The organism is Pseudoalteromonas sp. GB56 (assembly GCF_054923835.1).
The window spans coordinates 57859-77534 of record NZ_JBPCHK010000002.1 but is presented as its reverse complement, the minus strand read 5'-3'; the positions used below and the strand labels follow the sequence as shown (position 1 = coordinate 77534).

General features: G+C 40.7%; 20 protein-coding genes. 15 read left to right on the top strand and 5 right to left on the bottom strand.

What is annotated here, in order from left to right:
• Positions 1-83: 83 nt before the first annotated feature.
• The 14 genes from ACH19P_RS15165 (at position 84) to ACH19P_RS15100 (ending at position 14234) form a co-directional block, all read left to right on the top strand.
• Positions 84-1964 carry a DUF4214 domain-containing protein gene (locus ACH19P_RS15165; protein WP_462159435.1) on the top strand — a complete coding sequence of 627 codons (1881 nt, stop codon included), beginning with the start codon at positions 84-86 and terminating at the stop codon, positions 1962-1964.
• A gap of 153 nt (positions 1965-2117) precedes the next feature.
• Complete coding sequence (locus tag ACH19P_RS15160; protein ID WP_462159434.1) at positions 2118-3518, top strand: mannose-1-phosphate guanylyltransferase/mannose-6-phosphate isomerase; 1401 nt, start codon at positions 2118-2120, stop codon at positions 3516-3518.
• Between the two features lie 9 nt (positions 3519-3527).
• Positions 3528-4298: an ABC transporter permease gene (locus ACH19P_RS15155; RefSeq protein WP_462159433.1), complete on the top strand. Its 771-nt coding sequence runs from the start codon at positions 3528-3530 to the stop codon at positions 4296-4298.
• Entirely contained in the window at positions 4295-4936 is a 642-nt protein-coding gene (locus tag ACH19P_RS15150; RefSeq protein ID WP_462159432.1) for an ABC transporter ATP-binding protein, read from the top strand. Before ACH19P_RS15155 ends, ACH19P_RS15150 begins: the two co-directional genes overlap by 4 nt.
• A 277-nt stretch (positions 4937-5213) precedes the next feature.
• Positions 5214-5942, top strand: coding sequence for a hypothetical protein (locus ACH19P_RS15145; protein ID WP_462159431.1), 729 nt, complete (start codon positions 5214-5216; stop codon positions 5940-5942).
• Positions 5943-5952: 10 nt separating this feature from the next.
• Positions 5953-6777, top strand: coding sequence for a DUF4214 domain-containing protein (locus tag ACH19P_RS15140; protein ID WP_462159430.1), 825 nt, complete (start codon positions 5953-5955; stop codon positions 6775-6777).
• Between the two features lie 379 nt (positions 6778-7156).
• Entirely contained in the window at positions 7157-7678 is a 522-nt protein-coding gene (locus ACH19P_RS15135) for a class I SAM-dependent methyltransferase (protein WP_462159429.1), read from the top strand.
• Positions 7675-8733 (top strand): glycosyltransferase family 4 protein, encoded by a 1059-nt coding sequence (locus tag ACH19P_RS15130; protein ID WP_462159428.1) that lies wholly within the window; start codon positions 7675-7677, stop codon positions 8731-8733. The genes ACH19P_RS15135 and ACH19P_RS15130 overlap by 4 nt, the downstream gene beginning before the upstream one ends.
• Positions 8730-9416, top strand: a complete 687-nt coding sequence (locus ACH19P_RS15125; protein ID WP_462159427.1) for a glycosyltransferase family protein — start codon at positions 8730-8732, stop codon at positions 9414-9416. The genes ACH19P_RS15130 and ACH19P_RS15125 overlap by 4 nt, the downstream gene beginning before the upstream one ends.
• Positions 9331-10032: a glycosyltransferase family protein gene (locus ACH19P_RS15120; protein ID WP_462159426.1), complete on the top strand. Its 702-nt coding sequence runs from the start codon at positions 9331-9333 to the stop codon at positions 10030-10032. Before ACH19P_RS15125 ends, ACH19P_RS15120 begins: the two co-directional genes overlap by 86 nt.
• Before the next feature lie 9 nt (positions 10033-10041).
• Entirely contained in the window at positions 10042-11079 is a 1038-nt protein-coding gene (gene gmd / locus ACH19P_RS15115) for a GDP-mannose 4,6-dehydratase (protein ID WP_462159425.1), read from the top strand.
• Positions 11079-11963, top strand: a complete 885-nt coding sequence (locus ACH19P_RS15110) for an NAD-dependent epimerase/dehydratase family protein (RefSeq protein WP_462159424.1) — start codon at positions 11079-11081, stop codon at positions 11961-11963. Before gmd ends, ACH19P_RS15110 begins: the two co-directional genes overlap by 1 nt.
• An 81-nt stretch (positions 11964-12044) precedes the next feature.
• Positions 12045-13100 (top strand): glycosyltransferase family 4 protein, encoded by a 1056-nt coding sequence (locus ACH19P_RS15105; protein ID WP_462159423.1) that lies wholly within the window; start codon positions 12045-12047, stop codon positions 13098-13100.
• 276 nt (positions 13101-13376) lie between these two features.
• A complete protein-coding gene (locus tag ACH19P_RS15100; protein WP_462159422.1) occupies positions 13377-14234 on the top strand; it encodes a YncE family protein in 858 nt (285 codons plus the stop codon).
• A gap of 42 nt (positions 14235-14276) precedes the next feature.
• Here ACH19P_RS15100 and ACH19P_RS15095 read toward each other — a convergent pair whose 3' ends face one another.
• The 5 genes from ACH19P_RS15095 to ACH19P_RS15075 all read right to left on the bottom strand — a co-directional run bounded on the left by ACH19P_RS15095 (position 14277) and on the right by ACH19P_RS15075 (position 17002).
• Positions 14277-14579 carry a tail fiber domain-containing protein gene (locus ACH19P_RS15095; RefSeq protein WP_462159482.1) on the bottom strand — a complete coding sequence of 101 codons (303 nt, stop codon included), beginning with the start codon at positions 14577-14579 and terminating at the stop codon, positions 14277-14279.
• A gap of 56 nt (positions 14580-14635) precedes the next feature.
• Complete coding sequence (locus ACH19P_RS15090; RefSeq protein WP_462159421.1) at positions 14636-15454, bottom strand: hypothetical protein; 819 nt, start codon at positions 15452-15454, stop codon at positions 14636-14638.
• Positions 15455-15465: 11 nt separating this feature from the next.
• Positions 15466-15930 carry a hypothetical protein gene (locus tag ACH19P_RS15085; protein ID WP_462159420.1) on the bottom strand — a complete coding sequence of 155 codons (465 nt, stop codon included), beginning with the start codon at positions 15928-15930 and terminating at the stop codon, positions 15466-15468.
• 131 nt (positions 15931-16061) lie between these two features.
• Positions 16062-16514, bottom strand: coding sequence for a hypothetical protein (locus tag ACH19P_RS15080; RefSeq protein WP_462159419.1), 453 nt, complete (start codon positions 16512-16514; stop codon positions 16062-16064).
• 8 nt (positions 16515-16522) lie between these two features.
• The gene (locus ACH19P_RS15075) at positions 16523-17002 is read right to left on the bottom strand and encodes a hypothetical protein (protein ID WP_462159418.1); all 480 of its coding nucleotides are present in this window, start codon (positions 17000-17002) and stop codon (positions 16523-16525) included.
• A gap of 217 nt (positions 17003-17219) precedes the next feature.
• On the opposite strand from ACH19P_RS15075, the gene ACH19P_RS15070 reads away from it, so the two are divergent.
• Positions 17220-19511, top strand: a complete 2292-nt coding sequence (locus ACH19P_RS15070; RefSeq protein ID WP_462159417.1) for a hypothetical protein — start codon at positions 17220-17222, stop codon at positions 19509-19511.
• Positions 19512-19676 lie beyond the last annotated feature (165 nt).

The window sequence follows — 19676 nt, the reverse complement described above, 5'->3', positions numbered from 1 at the left end:
AAAGAAACTTCTATATTAGTAATAGCTTGAGTAGCCCGTATGGGCTGACCGCAACAGCGTTACAGCAATTTGGAGCGATCTCATTGAGTTGGCAAGCCGTGAGTGATGCTACCTATTATAAGGTTTTTAAGCACAGTATCGAGAATACACCAGTCTATAGTGGCTACAATCCAACGATTACGCTTACCGGGCTAACCGAAAATACGCAATTGTTTGTGGTAGCCTGTAATGATATCACTTGTAGTAACTCTTCCTTTATACTGGCCATTCCAAAGCTAGACTCCGATGAAGATGGACTGGAAAACAGTATTGAAATAGAAATGGGCACAGACCCTTATAATCCAGATTCTGACGGTGATGGAGTCAATGATCTTCAAGACCAATACCCACTAAATCCAATGAGATTCAGTGGTGCGGATACTAATAAAAATGGTGTACCAGACGACATCGAGAATTCATTGGGCTTCAATGGCGACCCCAATAGCGTATGGCTTGATGAAGACGGGGATAGAATGCCAGCGGTTATCGAGCGATTAGAGGGGCTAAATGAATCAGTCAAAGACAATGATTTAGTGAGTGAATCTAGGCTACTAGTTTACCAAGCTATTTATGATACTCAGTTGCGCTTGAGTGATGAAGATGCCTATTTTAAGTGGAGAGTGAATCAACTCAACGCTAAGGTGACTTCGGCATCAGATATATATGCCCAACTTTTTAATGTGAAACAACAAGACTATATTAGCTTCGTGCAACGAGTTCATAATGGAATGTTGTTGCGTGATGCGACTCTAGTAGGCTTGCGTACTAATTGGCGCAACTTGAATCAAGGAGTTACCAAGAAGCAACTTGTTGAAAGATTCATGAATTCTCAAGAATACTTGAATATATACGGTACCAATGTAGACAATGATTTTGTTAAAAAGGTATACGTCAATTTGCTTGGAAAATCTCCCAGTTTTGAGGAGGAGAACAACTTAGTATTTAAGTTGATGGAACGCGTAATATCTCGTTCTCAAATCATGTTAGCTGTACTGGAAAGTAGTGAATATAAAAATAGAGTAGGGAGTTCGCCTTTAATTAAGGGCTTGTACATGCATCTATTCGAAACTAAGCCAGCACTAAATGAGCAGGTTTTGTTAGAAAGTTTATTTAGCCAAAATACAAGAGATATGTTCCGCTATATTCTGGCTAATGATGAATATCATAGACCTAACCTTGTAACACCGTTCGATGTGTCAGCGGATACCGATGCCGATCAGCGACCTGACGGAATTGAGTTTGCTGATGGTTATAATTACTTAGTCAAAGATAATGATGTAACTAACGATGATGCTCTATTTATACGTCAGATGTACAGAGATCTGGTGAGTGAATTGTGGTCAGAAGAGTTGTTAACTCAGGAGATCTTGGAGCTGGTTGCTACCAGTTCACGTGGAGCTTGGGCAGCAAGCCTCCTGCAAAATGAGGAGTATATATCCACCCAAACACCTGTGACGAGACTATATGAATCTGCGTTTTTGCGTATGCCTAACTATAGTGGTTGGCAATATTGGCAAGGTCGTTTTGAGGATGGTGTAAGTATCACGACGATAGCAAACAGGTTTGCACAAAGTAGTGAGTTTATATCACGATACGGTATGTTGAGTGATGAAGAATATGTAGACCTAATCTTTCATAATGTATTAGGTAGAACCGCTACTGAGAGTGGTAAAAATTACTGGGTAAGTCGATTAGAAAGTGGCACATCGCGTGGTGTGATGTTAGCGGCATTTAGCAATTCAGAGGAGAAAGTGAGACTCTCCAAAAATAAAGTGAATGCATCAGTGTTGTATCACACCCTATTGATGCGCTCCGGTACACAATCAGAGCTAAATGGCAGGGAGAGCGAGTTGATGCAAGGAGATGCAGCTACTGCAATTGAGTTTCTCATCAACGATAATGACTACGCTGTAAGATTTCACTAAATCGTTCAGCTTGTGGGAATAAAGGGTCTTGGTTAGTAGCTGAGGCCTTTTTGCATTTTATTTCCGAACGGCCAGCGTTGGGACAATGCTTGCAATCACCTTTTAGCAAGGTAATATTGGCATCCTATCCTAAGGAAAGTAACATAATAAAACATGAAAAACGTTTACCCAATAATTCTATCCGGTGGTTCCGGTACCCGCCTTTGGCCATTATCTCGCAAGCATTACCCTAAACAGTTTTTGAAGCTAACGAGCTCATACACTATGGTTCAAGAGACAGCTCTTCGATTAACTGGGTTTAATAAGCCGATTGCAGTGTGTAATGAAGCACACCGATTTACTATTGCTGAGCAACTTACGGAAATTGGTCAAACTCCTTCTGCTGTCATTTTAGAGCCAGTTGCTCGCAATACAGCGCCAGCCATAGCGTTAGCTGCGCTGAAATCACTTGAACTTAATGAAAATGCAGTGCTCGTTGTGCTTGCAGCAGATCATGTGATTGAAGATACCGATGCATTCCAATGTGCTGTTGAAGAAGCTGTAAAAGAAGCTGAAAACGGTTCTCTTGTGACTTTTGGAGTTGTACCTGAAAAGCCTGAAACTGGATTTGGTTATATTCAAGCCGAAACGGAAGGGCAGTTGAGTGCGATTAAGCGTTTTGTTGAAAAGCCAGATTCAGAAACAGCGCAACAATATGTAGCGAGTGGAGACTACTATTGGAATAGCGGCATGTTTGTTTTTAAGGCTAAAAATTTCCTTGAAGAGTTAAATGTTCACCAGCCTGATATGTACCAATCGGTAAAAGCTGCTTATGAGAAAGCAGTGAGCGACTTGGATTTCACTCGTATTCCTGAGGAAGCGTTTGCATTATGCCCTGATAACTCCATTGATTATGCTGTGATGGAAAAAACGCAAAAAGGTATGGTGTTGCCAATAAGTGTTGGCTGGAGTGATGTTGGGTCATTTTCTGCGTTATGGGAAGTATTAGATAAAGATGAGCAAGGCAATGCCAGTTTGGGGGATATTAAAAATATTGACTCACAAAACTGTTTAGTGCAATCAGAAAACCAATTTGTGGCGACCATTGGAGTTAAAGACTTGATTGTTATTGGCACTAAAGATTCGGTTTTAGTTGCTCATAAAGATAGAGTTCAAGACGTCAAGAAAGTTGTTCAGTATATGAGTGATACTGATCGGTGTGAGCATTTGCTTCATCGCGAAGTGCACCGCCCATGGGGAAAGTATGACTCAATTGACAATGGATTTAGGTACCAAGTAAAACGCATTACAGTGAAACCTGGTGCCTCGTTGAGTAAACAAATGCACCATCATAGGGCAGAGCATTGGATTGTTGTTTCTGGTACTGCAATTGTTGAAGTGGATGAAAAAGAGACACTGCTAAGTGAAAACCAGTCTATTTATATTCCACTGGGAGCAACACATCGCTTGACTAATCCAGGGAAAGTAAGCCTTGAGTTAATTGAGGTGCAAAGTGGTAGTTATTTAGGTGAAGACGATATTGTTCGCTTTAATGATGTATATGGACGTAGCTAGGGACAGCTAGTGACACTTAAGCACTTTATACAGCTCACTTTTACGAAAGTTCAGCTAAACCTAAAATCTGAAGCGAAGAAAAGCTACCTGAGTTATTTATGGTGGCTTTTAGAACCAGCCTTGTTTGTTGGTGTTTTTTATTTAGTTTTTGGGGTATTTCTAGCTCGGGGAACATCCGATTTCTTAGTGTTTTTGTTATGTGGACAGGTACCCTTTTTGTGGTTTGCTCGAACAGTCACTAACGGCGCCTCTTCGATAGAGCAAGGGCGCGCTCTAATGCAACAAATAAGAATTCCGAAAGTGTTTTTTCCTGTGGTAACGATATTTCAGGACTTTTTTAAGGCTATTTGTATATTTTTATTGCTGTTCCTTGTTGTGCTGGGTATAGGCCGCCCTGTTAATGAGGCGTGGTTCAGTTTACCGGTAATCATTTTTGTTCAATTAGTATTTGTAAGCAGCGTAGCAATAATGGTTGCGATGGTTGTGCCTTTTATCCCAGACTTAAAGTTCTTGGTCGCAACGGGCATACAGTTAGTTATGTTTGCTTCCGGTATTTTCTACAACTATAAACTTGTCATATTGGAGCAGCATCATCCACTTTTTTTGATGAACCCAATGGCAAGCCTAATTGAACAGTACCGTCAGGTTCTCATGCATGGTGTATCACCGAACTTTTATGCATTAGGTGCTATTTTGACCGTCTCAATCCTTATATTATTCGCGTGTTTAAGTGTGTTGAGGAAATTAGACGCTCACTATCCAAGGGTTCTTGTACAATGAATGAGCGAAAATTAGCGATTCAGCTTAAAAACGTTGATTATTTGTATACACAACGAAAGTGGATGCGCAAAACTACCTACAAGGCGTTAGAAAATATCAATCTAGACATCTATAAAGGTGAGACCTTAGGTATTGAGGGACGCAATGGTAGTGGTAAATCCACGTTACTTAAGTTGCTAGCGGGTATTTATGAACCAGCGAAAGGAAGTATAGAACGGTTTGGTAATCATGTTTCGCTACAGACTTTATCAGCAGGCTTTGATGTTGAGCTGAGTGGTGAAGATAACGCCCTGATTGGCGCGATGCTTTTGGGGCACTCTAAGAAAGAGGCCAAAATAAAGCGCCATGAAATTCAAGAACTTTCCGAGCTTGGTGATAAGTTCTTTGAACCGGTGAAAACATACAGCGCGGGAATGCGAGCCCGATTAGGATTCGCAACTGCAATTACGATGAACACTGATGTGTTATTAATTGATGAAGTATTGGGAGTGGGAGATGCGAAGTTTAGAGAGAAGGCTGAACGTATAATTAGCCAAAAAGCATCCTCAGATATGACTGTTGTGGTTGTTTCACACTCAGCAGGCTTAATAAAAAGATTATGTAACCGAGTTGTGGTTATAAACGAAGGAAAAATTTAGAGAAATTTATGTCTTATAATATCACTAATTTGTTATTTAAAGCGTGTTTAGGAAGGGCGGCAAAGTCCACAGCGATCGAATCTATGAGTGCGCATAGTTGGGTTAAGCAATTTATAAATATCATTTCGAGCGACGAATATACTTCAAAGCTGACCTTCGAAAATAGGCAGAAGGTCGATTAAGCAATGAAGAAATCCTATGCTTGTGCAAGGCAATTGATAGCGAGTTAGAGGTATATCCTGATTCTGCGAGCGCACAATGGGTCTTGGAGAACTTGTTGCTGCCAAGTTATAAAGCAGCGACTGATATTGGGAAAGTGAAGTTTATTCAGTCTAAATCATTACCAAGAAGTGGTCATCACTTCTTAATTTCGATGTTAACGAAGTATTTTGGCGAAGAAGCGCATTACTGTGAGGCTCATAATCCAGAAAACTGTTGCAAAACAAACCCTTGTAAAAAGCCTTTTAACGCCCAAGTAAATAACAAATACATGATCCAAAAGAGCCATGACTTTAAATTAAGTGATGATAAGTCTCCTTCCGCAACTTATATAGTTCAGCATCGCTCTCCAATGACTCGCATACAATCAAATTTTGAACTGGCGCTGAAAAGTTCTAATGGTGTTTACACTGATACATTTGATTCTTTTAAAAAGTTTGCAATCAAAGATGCAAAGTACTCAGTAGAGTTTTACAACAAGTGGTTTGATCCAAACGATGGGCTGAACAAAGTATTTGTCCTTTATGATAATCTCGTGGACGATACTGAATCTGAATTAACTCGGATAGTGGAAGGAATTACACAAGACAAGGCAGAACCAGCCAGGATTGAGTTAGCTTTGGAAGGTAAAGGTGTAAAAGTAAATACATTAAATTCGCCTACGGGGATTAGGAAGTCAGATGGGCACAGGTACTTCGATGAGGAGCTGTATAAAAAAGTTGAAGGAATCATTGCGAAGGGCGTTAAGCATGAAATAGATATACCGTTTGAATTTAATGGTAAGTAGGTAAAGCTTAATGGATTTCAATCAGTTTAAAAAGCTCATCGGTGATGAGTTGCAAGCTTTTCGAATCGCTGTTAATTCCAGCGAGGATAAATCTAGTAGTCGATTTTCAAACAGTTCAATTCAAGCGATAAATCTACCGGAATATGAATTCCAAACTTATCCAAATGAATCTAACTGGCGATTGGGATCCATTCTAGCTTTACATGACCATGTCTTTGTGAATGCTTCATACATGGCTTTGCTTGGAAGACCAGCGGACGCTAATGGCATGGAGCACCATCTAGCTCTCATTCGTTCGGGGAAACTGGATAAAATAGGAGTTTTGGCAAGGTTATACGTTTCGAAAGAAGCCAGAGTTAATAGGAAAAACCGAAAGTTTAAAATCCCTTTACATATAGTGTGTTGGAGCCTTATTAAACAAGTCCCAGTTATTGGCTTTGTAGCAAGCTGGATGCAATCATTTTTGACTTTACCCAATTTACAAAAGCAGGTAAATGAAAACCTAGCCCACTCGTTGGCACTTCATGTTCACCTGCAAACATATCTCAGAGATAGCTCGACTGAAGTTAGTAAAGCCCTCAATTCGCTAGCAAATGCTTCGACATTGATCGAGAAAAGGCTTAACGAACTAGGTGGTGATGTGTCGGAGTGTTTAGATGCCCAAATAAATAAACAAACCTTTGACACTGAGATTTTGTCAGATATTAAATCGGGACGAGAGTCAATAAATAAGCTGATAAATCAATGTGATAAACTTGAGTCGCTAATTAATGAAGACGTCACTGAAAGGATTGAAAAGGATAGGAAGTCCTTCCTGAAATTGATGAAAGATTAGAGGGTTGAATTTAGTGAAACCGTCAATGCGATTGACGTAAAAGTTGATGCTTTTAGCGATAAGTTTATTGGAATAAATAAAAGCACCATAGAAAAAATGAATGCATACGCGTCGCAGATGCAGTTATTAGAGCGTAATCAAACAGACCTACAGACGGATTTTTTATCTAAACTAGAGAGCCAGAAGAAACAGCTAATTCTTTTGTGTGAAGAGTTAGAAAGTAGGCTCACTGCTCCTAAATATGACGTACCACATCATTTTTACAAAGAGTTTGAAGATTCGATTTCGTGGTTGTCGAGAAGATATAATTAATCGCCTAAGGCACTATATTCCCGAAGTCTCCAGTATAGAGCCCTTAAGTTCCTATGGAGCGCTGGATTTGGCCTGCGGCAGAGGGGAATGGATACAGCTACTCAATGAACAAGGTTTCAAAGCTCGGGGTGTAGACATAAACCAAGCTACTAATGATTCGTGTATCGAATTAGGACTCGATGTCGAAACTGCTGATATTTTGGAATATTTGCAAAGACAACCAGCGGAGAGTGTAGGACTGATTTCTGCGTTCCATATCGTTGAGCACCTACCATTTGACCTATTGTTTCAAGTATTAAAGGAGATACATCGAGTACTTGTTACTAATGGTGTTGTAATTCTTGAAACACCAAATCCAGGGAATTTAATGGTAGGTGCAAATACATTCTATATGGATCCTACCCACTTAAACCCTTTGCCTAGTCCTCTTTTAGAGTTCCTTGTCAGTCATCAGGGTTTTGAGACACGTGCTATTCCGTTAAATCCTCACCCAGAAAAGGGGTATTTTAGAGAGTTTGAAGGAGCGCATCTACTGGATAATTTAATTTTTGGCAGTCAGGATTATGCTGTAATTGGGAGTAAAATATGAAGAAGGTTTTAGTATTGCATGGGCAAGTGCCTTTTGTCCGAGGAGGTGCAGAGCTTTTAGTTGAAGGTCTCGTTAATGCAATAAATACTAAACTCGAAGGAGTCGAGGCTGAGCTTGTACAGCTACCTTTTAAATGGTACCCAGAAGAACAGATATTATCTGACTTGATGGCATGGAGGGGGCTCGACTTAACAGAGTCAAACGGTCAGAAGATTGATTCTGTAATTGGTACTAAGTTCCCAACTTACGCAGCAAAACATCCCAATAAAGTTACTTGGTTGGTTCATCAACATCGATTTTTCTATGACCTCGAAGGCAGTGAATACGACAAGCCTATACTCACAAAATCAGAGTTAGAAACACGGCAGCTAGTTAGAAAGCTCGACTCGCAATTTATCAGTGAATCAAGAGAGATTTTTTCCATTGCTAATACCGTGACTGACAGGCTAAATAATTTTAATGGAATCAATAGCACCGTATTGTTTCCACCTAGTGCTCTGGCGGAAAAAATCATTCCTGGAACCTATGGTGATTATGTGGTTTGTGTCGCGCGCGTGAACTCTATGAAACGTCAGCATTTGCTTATCGAAGCTGCTCGAGAAATGAAGTCCGACCTCAAAATAAAAATTGTGGGTAAGGGAGATCCAGAGTATATCAAATCGTTGGAACAGCTAATTATAACTAACCAGCTAGAGTCCAAAGTAGAGCTTTTTGGCTTTGTCGATGATGAAGAGTTACTTAGTATCTACGCCAATTCACGGGCTGTGTATTACGGACCAATCGATGAGGATTATGGCTACGCTACAATTGAAGGTTTTCTAGCTAAAAAGCCGGTTGTTACAGTAACCGATAGTGGTGAAGTAGCTCGAATTGTTGACGAGTATAATGGGGGCTGGATTATTAAGCCATCACCTAAAGATATTGCGACAGTTCTTGATAATATTGCTGAACTTTCTGATGAGAAACTGGAAGAGAAAGCGAAAAAAGGGTACAACCACGCAAAAGAGACGACTTGGGACAACGTTCTTGAGAAATTAGTGGTACCTTTTCTATGAGGATAGCAGTAATAACACCATGGCCGAAAGAGCGTTCTGGAATTGCAGACTATAGCTATGATTTGGTTAAGGGGCTTGCACAGGTAGGTGCAGATGTCACCGTTTTTACATCTTGCTCAGAGCCAGTTCCATTAGGCGGCGTCACTTTAATTAATGGGGATTGCTTGAAGTGGGACTTAAACCATTTTGACGTGAAGGTATTTCACTTCGGAAATAACTTTGACTTTCACCAACATATGTTGGAGCTCCTGAAGCATTTTGGTGGAATTGTGCATCTGCATGATTATGTCTTACATCACCTTGTAGCTGGTATGGCTCAGGCACATAGAGGTTGGGAGTGGTACTTTGATATTATTACGGCATATTATGGCGCAAGTATAGCTGAACAGGTGAAGTTGGATTGGGAGCGTGGTATTTGTGCTTGGGAGGGGAACTCAGTTTTAGAGTTACCAATTAATGATGAAGTGGTTGCTCATGCTGATGCCATCATTACGCACTCTCAATTTGCGAAGAAAAAAATATTAGAGAAGTCGCCGCTAACGCCAATCGCACACATTGAGCAAGTGTACGATATGAATGATGTTGATCAGAATAATCATGTTAATTTTATTTTTGGTGTTTTTGGCCATGTCCAACCAAATAAGTGTATTGATCAAACTTCTAGACGCATTGACCAAAATTGACCCTCAAGGTTCCAAGTTTGAAGTTAGGGTTGCAGGAAAAGTTGCTGACACTGAATATTATGAGAAACTTTTAAATAAGCTTGAATCTATAAAAGAATATGTGACTTTAAGTGTTTTAGGGTATCTCGAAGAGAGTGAGTTCTTATCTGAAATAAATAGCTCTGACGTTGTAATTGCATTGAGAAATCCAACAATGGGAGAGACTTCGGCTATTGCTATGAGGGCGATGCAGTTGGGCAAGCCTTTGGTTGTGACGGATGTCGGGTGGTACAGTGAACTTCCTGAGTTTGTATGCAAAGTAGACTCAAGTGATAATGGGACGGCAATGTTGACTGGTTTTATACAAGAATTTGTGGAAGACAAAGATAAACTTAGCCATTTACAACGAACCATGCTCGATTACTCATCTAAGAATCTGTCATTTAACAATGTCTGTGCAAAATACTTGGATGTTTTGTATACCATAAGGAAGCCAGAATTTCTTAGTGTGTCGAAAGGGAGTACTGAGTTATTAGCTTGCAAATTATTTGAGTTAGGCTTAATCAAAGAATTAGAACATAAGCCTCATCGAACTTTTATTTACGAAAAATTAACGCCATTTTTTAATGGTGATTAGAAGAGAAAAATGATGAAAACAGCAATTATTACAGGTATTACTGGCCAGGATGCGGCCTATTTAGCAGAGCTCCTTTTAGATAAAGGGTATAAGGTTTACGGTACTTATCGCCGTACTAGTTCGGTAAACTTTTGGCGCATTGAAGAATTAGGCATTGAAAAGCATCCGAACTTAGAGTTGGTTGAGTATGACTTGACTGATTTATCTGCGAGTATTCGCTTATTACAAACAAGCGGTGCAGATGAAGTTTACAACCTAGCAGCGCAAAGCTTTGTTGGTGTTTCTTTTGACCAACCTCTAACCACTGCAGAAATTACAGGGATAGGCCCTGTAAACCTGCTTGAGGCAATCCGAATCGTCAATCCAAAGATTCGCTTCTATCAAGCTTCTACTTCTGAAATGTTCGGAAAAGTACAAGAAATCCCTCAGCGTGAATCTACGCCTTTTTATCCCCGCAGCCCTTACGGCGTAGCAAAGCTTTATGCTCATTGGATGGTGATTAACTATCGTGAGTCTTACGACATTTTTGCGACCAGCGGTATTTTATTTAATCATGAATCACCACTGCGCGGTCAAGAGTTTGTTACCCGTAAAATTACCGACTCAGTTGCTAAAATTAAGCTTGGTAAGCAAGATGTATTGGAGCTAGGTAATATGGATGCTAAGCGTGACTGGGGCTTTGCAAAAGACTATGTTGAAGGCATGTGGCGTATGCTTCAAGCGGACAAACCAGATACCTATGTTCTAGCAACTAACCGCACCGAGACGGTTCGTGATTTTGTAACAATGGCGTTTAAAGCTGCTGACATTCAACTTGAATGGAGCGGCAAAGAAGAACAAGAAACAGCAGTTGATATTGCGACTGGTAAAGTCGTTGTTAAAGTTAACCCTAAGTTCTACCGCCCTGCTGAAGTTGATTTATTAATTGGTAACCCAGAAAAAGCCAAGCAAGACTTGGGCTGGGAGCCTAAAACAACGTTAGAAGAGCTTTGCGCTATGATGGTGGAAGCAGATCTACGTCGCAATGAAGTCGGTTTCTCATTCTAATGCGGATCTTAGTTACAGGGGCGTCCGGTTTTACCGGGCGCCATTTTATTGCTCATGCTAAATCTCAAGGGCATGAATGTGTTGCCCTGAGCAATAGTCAACGCAGTGAGGCTGAGCAAGTTCACACTGTTTATGCTAACTTGACCGATAAAACATCTATACAAGAAGCACTAAAAGGGCAAGCGTTTGATGCTGTTGTTCATTTAGCTGCCATCTCCTTTGTTGCGCATGGTGATATTGATGAGATTTATGCGACAAACCTTCTCGGTACAACAAACCTAATTGATGTGGTTAATGAGGTGTCTCAAAAACCTACGCATTTCTTAGTTGCGAGCTCGGGTAATATCTATGGTAATACTCAGCAGCTACCTATAACAGAAGAGAATAAGTTTAACCCTGCGAATGATTATGCTGCCTCTAAATGTGCAATGGAAATGGCCCTGAAAGTTCGTTCTCAAAGTACAAAAATTACTATTGTTCGTCCTTTCAATTACACGGGCTTGGGGCAAGCTGAACACTTTTTGATCCCAAAAATTGTCAAAGCATTCAAACAACGCCAAGATGAACTGGAACTTGGAAACCTCGATGTTTCCAGAGACTTTTCTGACGTTAGAGATGTGGTATCAGCGTATCTGGCGCTGCTTGAGCAAGGCCATCAAGGCACGTTTAACGTTTGTAGCGGACGTGCTGTGGCACTTTCTCAAGTACTTGAATTGTGTGAAAAGTTAACAGGCCGAAAAATGGGCGTGTTTGTTAACCCTGCTTTTGTGCGCAGCAATGAGGTAAAAACTCTATATGGAGATGATTCTAATCTTCGTAACGCGATCGGTGAATACAGGCGATATGACCTCGAGCAAACTCTAGAGTGGATGATTAACAGTTAAATGAAGGTTATATTGGGCTGCGATCCACTGTTAGCGCCGTTAACTGGCATTGGGCACTATACCAAACAGTTAGGAGCTGGGTTGCTTAGGAGTAACCAAATCGAAGCACTGGAGTTGTTCGCACATGGTAAGTTTTATGGGCATGAGCTACTGATTGAATCTGATGCTCCTGCACCTGTTGAACCTAAACAGGTGAAGAGTAAGATCTGGAGTGCTTTACGCGGTAACCTAGCGCGATCTAATGCGGCTGTATCTTTGTATAGCAAACTCATGCCAATTATTGAGAAGCGTGCTTTACAAAATAAAGGTGAGTACGTCTTTCATTCCCCAAATTTTCTGCTTCCGAACCATGGTGGCAAGAGAATAGTGACGATTCACGACCTCTCAACAGTCGTACACCCAGAGTTTCACCCATCTTCGCGTGTCAAGCTGGTCAATAATGCTATTGAACAGTCTGTAAAGTATGCAGATCATATCATTACAGACAGTGAGTTTATCAAACGTCAATTATGCGAAATTTTCGCCTTGTCTCCAGGTAAGGTGACACCTATCCACCTAGGCGTAAGTGACCAGTACTTCCCCCGAAATCAGAGTCAGTGTACTTCAGTATTGAAGAAGTATGGGTTGGCTTATAAGCAGTTTTTATTGTTTGTTTCAACTATCGAGCCTCGTAAAAATCTGTTGCGCTTGCTGCAAGCATTTCAACTTTATCGAGAAAGTAATAATGGGGGGTTGCCGTTGGTATTAATAGGTGGACCTGGGTGGAATAATGACGAAGAACATAAGAAAATTCGTGAATTAGAAGCTAAGGGCTGGGTCAAGTACTTAGGCTACGTAAAGCAAAGTGACATTCCGTTTTTATACGCAGCTTCGAAAGGTGTTGTTTTTCCATCTTTGTATGAGGGATTTGGGTTACCCGTCGCTGAAGCTTTGCAGTCTGGGACTTCGGTCGTGACATCCGAAAACAGCTCGATGTCAGAGTTTTCAGGAGAAGAGACTTACCAAGTAAACCCTTATGATGTTGAATCTATCAAAGATGGCATTGTTGCTCTCGTACATAATCAAAATCTACCCAAACCAGTTATTTTTGATTGGAAGAGCTGTGTAAAGTCTACGATAGCTTTATACGGAGCCTAGGATGGAAAAAATATACTTTTTACATATTCCAAAGACAGCGGGGAGCAGCGTTAAACGAATACTTAGTTCTATGTATTCTGTGAGGAGAGATGATAGTAAAGCTTAGACCAAATAAACGTCTACGATTGAATCTGAGCGTAAATGTACCAATAAGAGTAATCCCTGACAAAGTAAAAAAGCTTACTGTTTAACGTATGAGTGTTACTGCAAAATAATTTGAAGTTCAATTTTATAAAAGTGGCACTAATACACTTAATTACCAAAGAGAGTAAAGAAATGTTCAGTAACATTTTAAAAGGGTTATTCCTTAAAAAAAGAACAGAATTACTTGTAACCACAAGTAAAAGTATTTTGCATGTTATTCCTGATATAGGTGAAATCAGGGAGGTTCATAATGGCGCTGGTCTGTATTATGGGGCTGCTATTGATGAATCTGGAAAACATATTTATGTAATGGCACGAAACAACGCTGACCCATTTAATTACCTTTCAGTAGAAGAGCGCGCGAAAGAGCAAAGTAAAATACTTGTTTTGAACCGTTCACTGCAGATTGTAGATGAATTCTTCCCACCTCACGCAATAACTGATTTCCACCAGGCTACCTTTCATAAAGGAAAATTATGGATAACGTGTACCATATTAAACGCGATATACGTTTATGACTTTAACTCTTGGGAAGTGTGGTATCCACTTGAACAAGAAGGCAAAGTAGGCAGTGATATCAACCATTTTAATTCTATCTCGATTATTGATAATCAGATCCATATAGTTGCACATAACTTTGGTGAAAGTGAGGTGTTGATTTTTGATATTGATTCCAAGGAGTTGGTTAAAAGGGTTGCACTCGGTAACTGTGCACATAACGTTTGGTATAAAAACGGCACTTTGTGGGTGTGTGATTCTGCAAACCAAGCGCTCATAAGTAGTAACGGTAACTCCGTGTCTTTGGAGGGGTTCACGAGAGGGGTAGCTGAATTTAACGATGGTTTTTACATTGGCAGTTCAGGATTGTCTGAGCGAAGTAATAGAAAAGATGTTGATAGCCAAATCCATGTATTAAACGCTAATTTAGAATACCAAAGAAGTGTCCCTGTGGAAGGCTTTGGTCAAATATTAGAAATAAGAACATTGTAGACAGGCCTGTCTAAAGACAGGCCTGTCTACAACTTGTGTCGTCTATTTTTCTTTCTGTATATTGTGAAGTTTCTTTTTCAATTCGTCTAACTCTAGGCTCTTTTGCTCAAGTTTCTTGTTTAAGGCTTGAATAGCAGCAATTGTGACACCTGAAGTGTCAAGCGATGAGATCGCTTTGTCACTATGACCAAGGCCAAACTGGGCGAAAAATTCTTGTGCCATTGGGCCTATATGAACAACTGAATCATCATCTGTTTTGTAGTTCCAGCTTGAAATTGGGAGCTCTAAGAGCTTTTCCAATAGCATATCAGCATTGACGGATTTGATGTTTTCTTTACTGTGGATATTAGAGCCTTGTGAAAGGGTACCTGGTATTGTCAGGTTTCCTGTCGAGTCGGAAATTAAAAGCGCGGTATAGTTGCCGCCACCGTTCGATAGATTTCTCGGGTAATGCTAAAGCCTCCAGCGCCATTTGCTTGCACAAGTTGGCGTACATTTAAGCTGCCATTTTCTACAGCAATCCACGCTGCACCACTAGGATTTTTAGCTGAAAGTACTAGTTTGTCGGTACCAACTACATCCAAGTTAGCTGATGGGTTGGCGTTATTTACACCAACCTTTTTATTGGTCGACAAGTACACTGTATTATCTTCTGCTCCAGGTTTGATTTTGAATGGAAGCTTACTTCCATTCGTCACATCCCTAACAAAGAAGTTGGTTTCGTTACCAGCAACATCCCATGTTTGAGCTGTCCAGCCAGAACTACCATTTTGTTCTAATCGCATTGTTGGTGTATCACCGTCAGCAATGTGTAACTCTACTACCGGATTGCTGGTGTTAAGACCTACGTCTCCTTGAGCATCAATATATAACGCATTGTTACCAGCACCACCCATGACTCTGAAGGGGATGGTACCAGCATCAGAATCTTCGATAGCTAGGTATTCAGCGCCACCATTTGTCGAGTCGTTTGCAATAATACGCCAATCTCTTGTAGGGAAAGAGCCTGAGTTACTGGTGTCGTTGAAATGAATTCGTAGGTTGTTCTCTTTCAGGCGAAGTGTATCAGCGCCGAAATTTTCGCTGTTGGTACAGTCAACACCGATGCACTCACTACCTTGAACGATGAGATCAGTTGTAAATACCTGAGCGGCTTGAGCACCGAATGAAGACGCAACAGCTAAACTTAACAAGCTAGCTTTAAAAGTTAGGTTTTTCATGAGTCAGCCCCTTACCACTGCTTATTACTTTGAGCAGCAGGCTGCTCTTGAATTTGTTCAAATTGTTGGATAGTGCCCCATTGGCTGTTAAAGCTGCCAGAAGTACTTTCAACTTCAGTTACCAAGCGCTTTGCATTCTCACCACGGCCGTTATTCAGGTAACTTTTTTCTTGTTCTTCGCCAATAATACGCACAGCTTTCACTTCATAGGTAAACTCACCATTATAAGGCAAGTCTAACTGGCTGATATCGAAGAAAGGTTTATCGCTTTCAAAGCTTGTTGAGTAACCATCTACACCAGCAATGCTAATGATATACTTATCAAAGTGCCCAATTGCTTGTAGAGCAATGGCATTATCAGACACTGTGGCTTGCAGTGGTTTTACTTTATTGTTATCTGGTGCCACTTGAGCATTAGCCATTGCACTTAGTGCAACACACAATGGTGCAGTGAGCATGAGAGTACGCATCTTCATTTTAGGCCTCGTACGACGCTGTTGTTGTTGAAATTAATACATTTATATTAGTCTAACACACTTTTCAAAATGTAAAACATTGTAAACAGGAATGACCAGTTAATGTTCAGTTAAGTTTTGGTTGTGGTTGCTCAAATCAAACGCATTGTCGCCAATAATTTATCGAGGTTTTCTTGTTTTTCTGTAATATTTTCTTTATTTCCAACAGCTTGAATTAATAAAAACTTCCCTGGGTTAGTAATTAAAAATTGCGTTATGTGGCTTGGTTGCTGCTGAAACTCGCAGCTTGCGTCTATTTTTACTGTTGGAATTGTTGCAACATTTGTTACTAAGCTGTTATCTATTTTGCAGTCTTTTAATTGTCGGCTTGATGTTAAGAAGTGCGAAGCGATCTCCAAATCAGACGTGCCATTTTGTTCTAGTTGTCCATGACTTATTACTACTGTCTCTGCATTTCTCCCGCTAAGAACAATAGAATTTTTCAATCGCTTGCTAATAGCAAAGTAATCACCAGTGTCGAATGTGAACGGTAAGCCAATGAGTAGGCGTTGTGACAAATCTAAGTCAACACGAGATTCAAGCAAGGCCGTTTTCAGTGCTGGTTGTAAACTATTCTCGAGACTCTCTGGAAACTTGCGGTTAGACGCACTGTTGATATTTCATCGCCATAAAGTAGCCACAGCTTTTTAAAGTAAATTCCATTGACTGGTTGGCGCAAAGTGAATAGATAGGCCGGTTTCGCATTGTAAGTAATTGACTCTTTGCTAAGTAACTCCAGCTTCAATGGTGCGAGAGTCTGCTTAGAAAATGTGTCTTCAATAGTGGAAAAAGGCAAAATTAATTCACTTACTTCGATTTTCGAGCGTTGAACCGTATTTTGGAATCCAAGAAAGTCAGGCGCAATTAAAAAGCTTTCGGGAGGAGTTAAGGTTACATCCGTCCCCTCATTAAGGTTAAAGCTTTGAGATGCTTGTATTGTGTCCGTTGTTTTACATCCTGATAACATTGTCGAAAACGCAAGTGCTGCGCAAAAAGTGTACAACTTCATGATGGTAAAGCCTTTTTTACTCATTCTTTGTATTGAGATTAATAGGATACACCACGGAGTTAATAAATCTGAATCTTTTATTAACAATAGTGGGAATTATGGACGAGTTGTATATATAATATTGACAGTAACGGTCATAACACATTGTGTGAGCTCAGAACGCGGCCCAATAAAAACTCCTCCAGAGGAGAGAACGGTTCCGCTAATACTGTCCCTTATACTCAAAAAAGCTAGTAAAATTATGAAAATACTTTCAGCACTACGGTTTTCGGTTTTCCTGTTCGTACTCAACTCCATATTCGCAGTCGCTTACGCTGCGCCTTCTGTTGGTATAGCTAAAGCTGCCGAAGTGACAGGCAGGCAAGTCACGTACGTATTCACCATCGAGAACTTAGGGGATGAGCTTCTTACAGACATCAATTTTGATGATGATCTGGATAGCGTATTTGGTAGCGGCAATTATTCTATCGTGAGTGCTCCGTCGCTCCGAAGCGGATCTGCCCTAACACTCAATGCAAGTTTTGACGGCTCTTCAAACGCCACCGTAGTGAGTGCTGGTTCGCTGGCTGTGGGGAATTCTTCTACCATTGAATTTACTGTGTCAGTTAACAGCGTGGTTGACCAAGGATTCGGCTCTGGTGTGTATCAAAACCAAGTAACCGTTAGTGCTACAGATACAGGGATGAACCCGTTAAGTGATTTATCTGACTCTGGTTATGACCCCGACGCAAATGGAAACGGTGATGCAACTGATGCAAGTGAGGACGACGCAACAGAAATTTGGGTATTTGAAAATCCAGTCATTGCGGTTTCACTTGCAGCAACGTTACAAGGTAGCAGCGTAACGTTCAATTACTATATACAAAACCAAGGTAATAGTAATGTCGAGAGTCTGAGCTTAACAAACAACTTAGACCAAGTATTCGGCGCTGGAAACTATACCATCACACAATCCCCAACGAATGTTGTTGGTAGCTTATCTTTAAATTCAGGCTTTGACGGGAGCTCTGATACAGAGTTACTTAATACTGCGTCTATCGCAGCGGGTTCTTCAACTCAATTCCAAATCACAGTGCTAGTAGACAATGTGACTGACATGGGTGATGGTTTGGGGGTATACGCGAATCAGGTTACCGTTGATGGTGTGTCACAATACGGGAAAAGTGTTACCGATGATTCGCACAATAGTAATGCCCCAGACCCGAATATTGCAGGTGAAACAACTTTTACTTTGGGCGACGAGCCTAACATCGGTGTATCACTTAATGCATCGGTTTCAGGTAATACTATTACCCTAGATTACTATTTTGAGAATTTTTCGTCAGTGACGGTTGAAAGCATCAATTTAGAACATGATTTGGACAGTGTTTTTGGTTCCGGAAACTACTTTATTTCGTCATCACCATTTTTTGTTGACGACCCTGCAACATTGACCATCAACCCAAGTTTTGATGGCTCAACAGATACAACGTTATTTGCTGAACTTGATAGCGGTGGCCGTAATCCTCAGACCCAAGAGCTAAATTCTGGCGAGACAGCGCAGATTCGTCTTATTGTTGAAGTCACAACAATTGCAGATGTAGGGTTTGGAGACGGCGTCTACGAGACTCAGGTTGCAGTATCGGGTCAATCAGCATCAGGCTCATTTACAAGTGATATTTCAGATTCAGGTGTGGATCCTGATCCAAATGGCAACGGCAATCCCAATGAAACGGGTGAAAATGACGCTACAACCTTTTCTGTAATTCAAACAGCTGAAATTGGTTTAGCTGTCATAGCGAGCCCTTCTCAAGCAGGCCAAATTTCGCTTTACTACACGGTGACTAACTTAGGTAATACACCTGTATCGAATATTACGATCAGTGGTGACCTTAATGCAGTGTTTGGCGTGGGGAATTTTTCGCACTCTCAAGACCCGACCTATGTAAGTGGTGCTACTGGGCTTACGTTCAATGCGGCATACAATGGTAACACCAATACTTCACTTATAAATTCGGGCACATTGCAGGCGAATGAGTCTGTAATATTCAAGACAGTATCCGTACTTACGAATAGCACCGACCAAGGCAGCGGGGTAGGAATCTTCTCCTATCAACCTACAGTTAATGCATTAGATTTTGAAACAAATCCTCTTTCTGATTTATCAACACAAGGTTATGACCCTGATCCAAACCAAGATGGTGATCCCAGTGAAAGTGATCCGACAATTATCACAGGAAACCCTAATACACTTGGCTCAGCACTGGATATTTCCGTCACAGGCAATCAAGTAACACTCGATTATTACCTAGTAGCTTTTGCAGGCTCTGATGTCGCTAACTCAGAAGATTTTTTTGACGTTAAGTTGAATCATAGTTTGGATTCAGTGTTTGGAAGCGGAAATTATACAATTACATCAGCACCGAGCTTGGTAGCTTCTTCAAATGCTATGGTTGTTGAAAACTCATCTTATGACGGTTCTGTCGATAGTGAGCTATTTGAATCGGGAGCCTGGATTGGTTCTGGGGGAGTTTACAGATTCAAACTATTGTAGAAATACAAACTCTCTCCGATAGGCAGGGGCTGGGTGTAGGTAACTATGAAACTCAGGTTACAGTCAGCGGAACTAAACAGAATGGATTTACGGTATATGACGCGTCTGTATCTGGTGCTGTACCAGACAGTAACCTAAACCTTGACCCATATGATGATAGTGCTG

Excerpts from the sequence above, each read along its gene's own strand:
- ACH19P_RS15075 (WP_462159418.1), bottom strand. The coding sequence starts at position 17,002 with ATGAGTAAAAAAGGCTTTACCATCATGAAGTTGTACACTTTTTGCGCA.
- ACH19P_RS15090 (WP_462159421.1), bottom strand. The coding sequence starts at position 15,454 with ATGAAAAACCTAACTTTTAAAGCTAGCTTGTTAAGTTTAGCTGTTGCG.
- ACH19P_RS15100 (WP_462159422.1), top strand. The coding sequence starts at position 13,377 with ATGTTCAGTAACATTTTAAAAGGGTTATTCCTTAAAAAAAGAACAGAA.
- gmd (WP_462159425.1), top strand. The coding sequence starts at position 10,042 with ATGATGAAAACAGCAATTATTACAGGTATTACTGGCCAGGATGCGGCC.
- ACH19P_RS15140 (WP_462159430.1), top strand. The coding sequence starts at position 5,953 with ATGGATTTCAATCAGTTTAAAAAGCTCATCGGTGATGAGTTGCAAGCT.
- ACH19P_RS15150 (WP_462159432.1), top strand. The coding sequence starts at position 4,295 with ATGAATGAGCGAAAATTAGCGATTCAGCTTAAAAACGTTGATTATTTG.
- ACH19P_RS15120 (WP_462159426.1), top strand. The coding sequence starts at position 9,331 with ATGTTAATTTTATTTTTGGTGTTTTTGGCCATGTCCAACCAAATAAGT.
- ACH19P_RS15070 (WP_462159417.1), top strand. The coding sequence starts at position 17,220 with ATGAAAATACTTTCAGCACTACGGTTTTCGGTTTTCCTGTTCGTACTC.
- ACH19P_RS15085 (WP_462159420.1), bottom strand. The coding sequence starts at position 15,930 with ATGAAGATGCGTACTCTCATGCTCACTGCACCATTGTGTGTTGCACTA.
- ACH19P_RS15125 (WP_462159427.1), top strand. The coding sequence starts at position 8,730 with ATGAGGATAGCAGTAATAACACCATGGCCGAAAGAGCGTTCTGGAATT.
- ACH19P_RS15130 (WP_462159428.1), top strand. The coding sequence starts at position 7,675 with ATGAAGAAGGTTTTAGTATTGCATGGGCAAGTGCCTTTTGTCCGAGGA.
- ACH19P_RS15160 (WP_462159434.1), top strand. The coding sequence starts at position 2,118 with ATGAAAAACGTTTACCCAATAATTCTATCCGGTGGTTCCGGTACCCGC.
- ACH19P_RS15110 (WP_462159424.1), top strand. The coding sequence starts at position 11,079 with ATGCGGATCTTAGTTACAGGGGCGTCCGGTTTTACCGGGCGCCATTTT.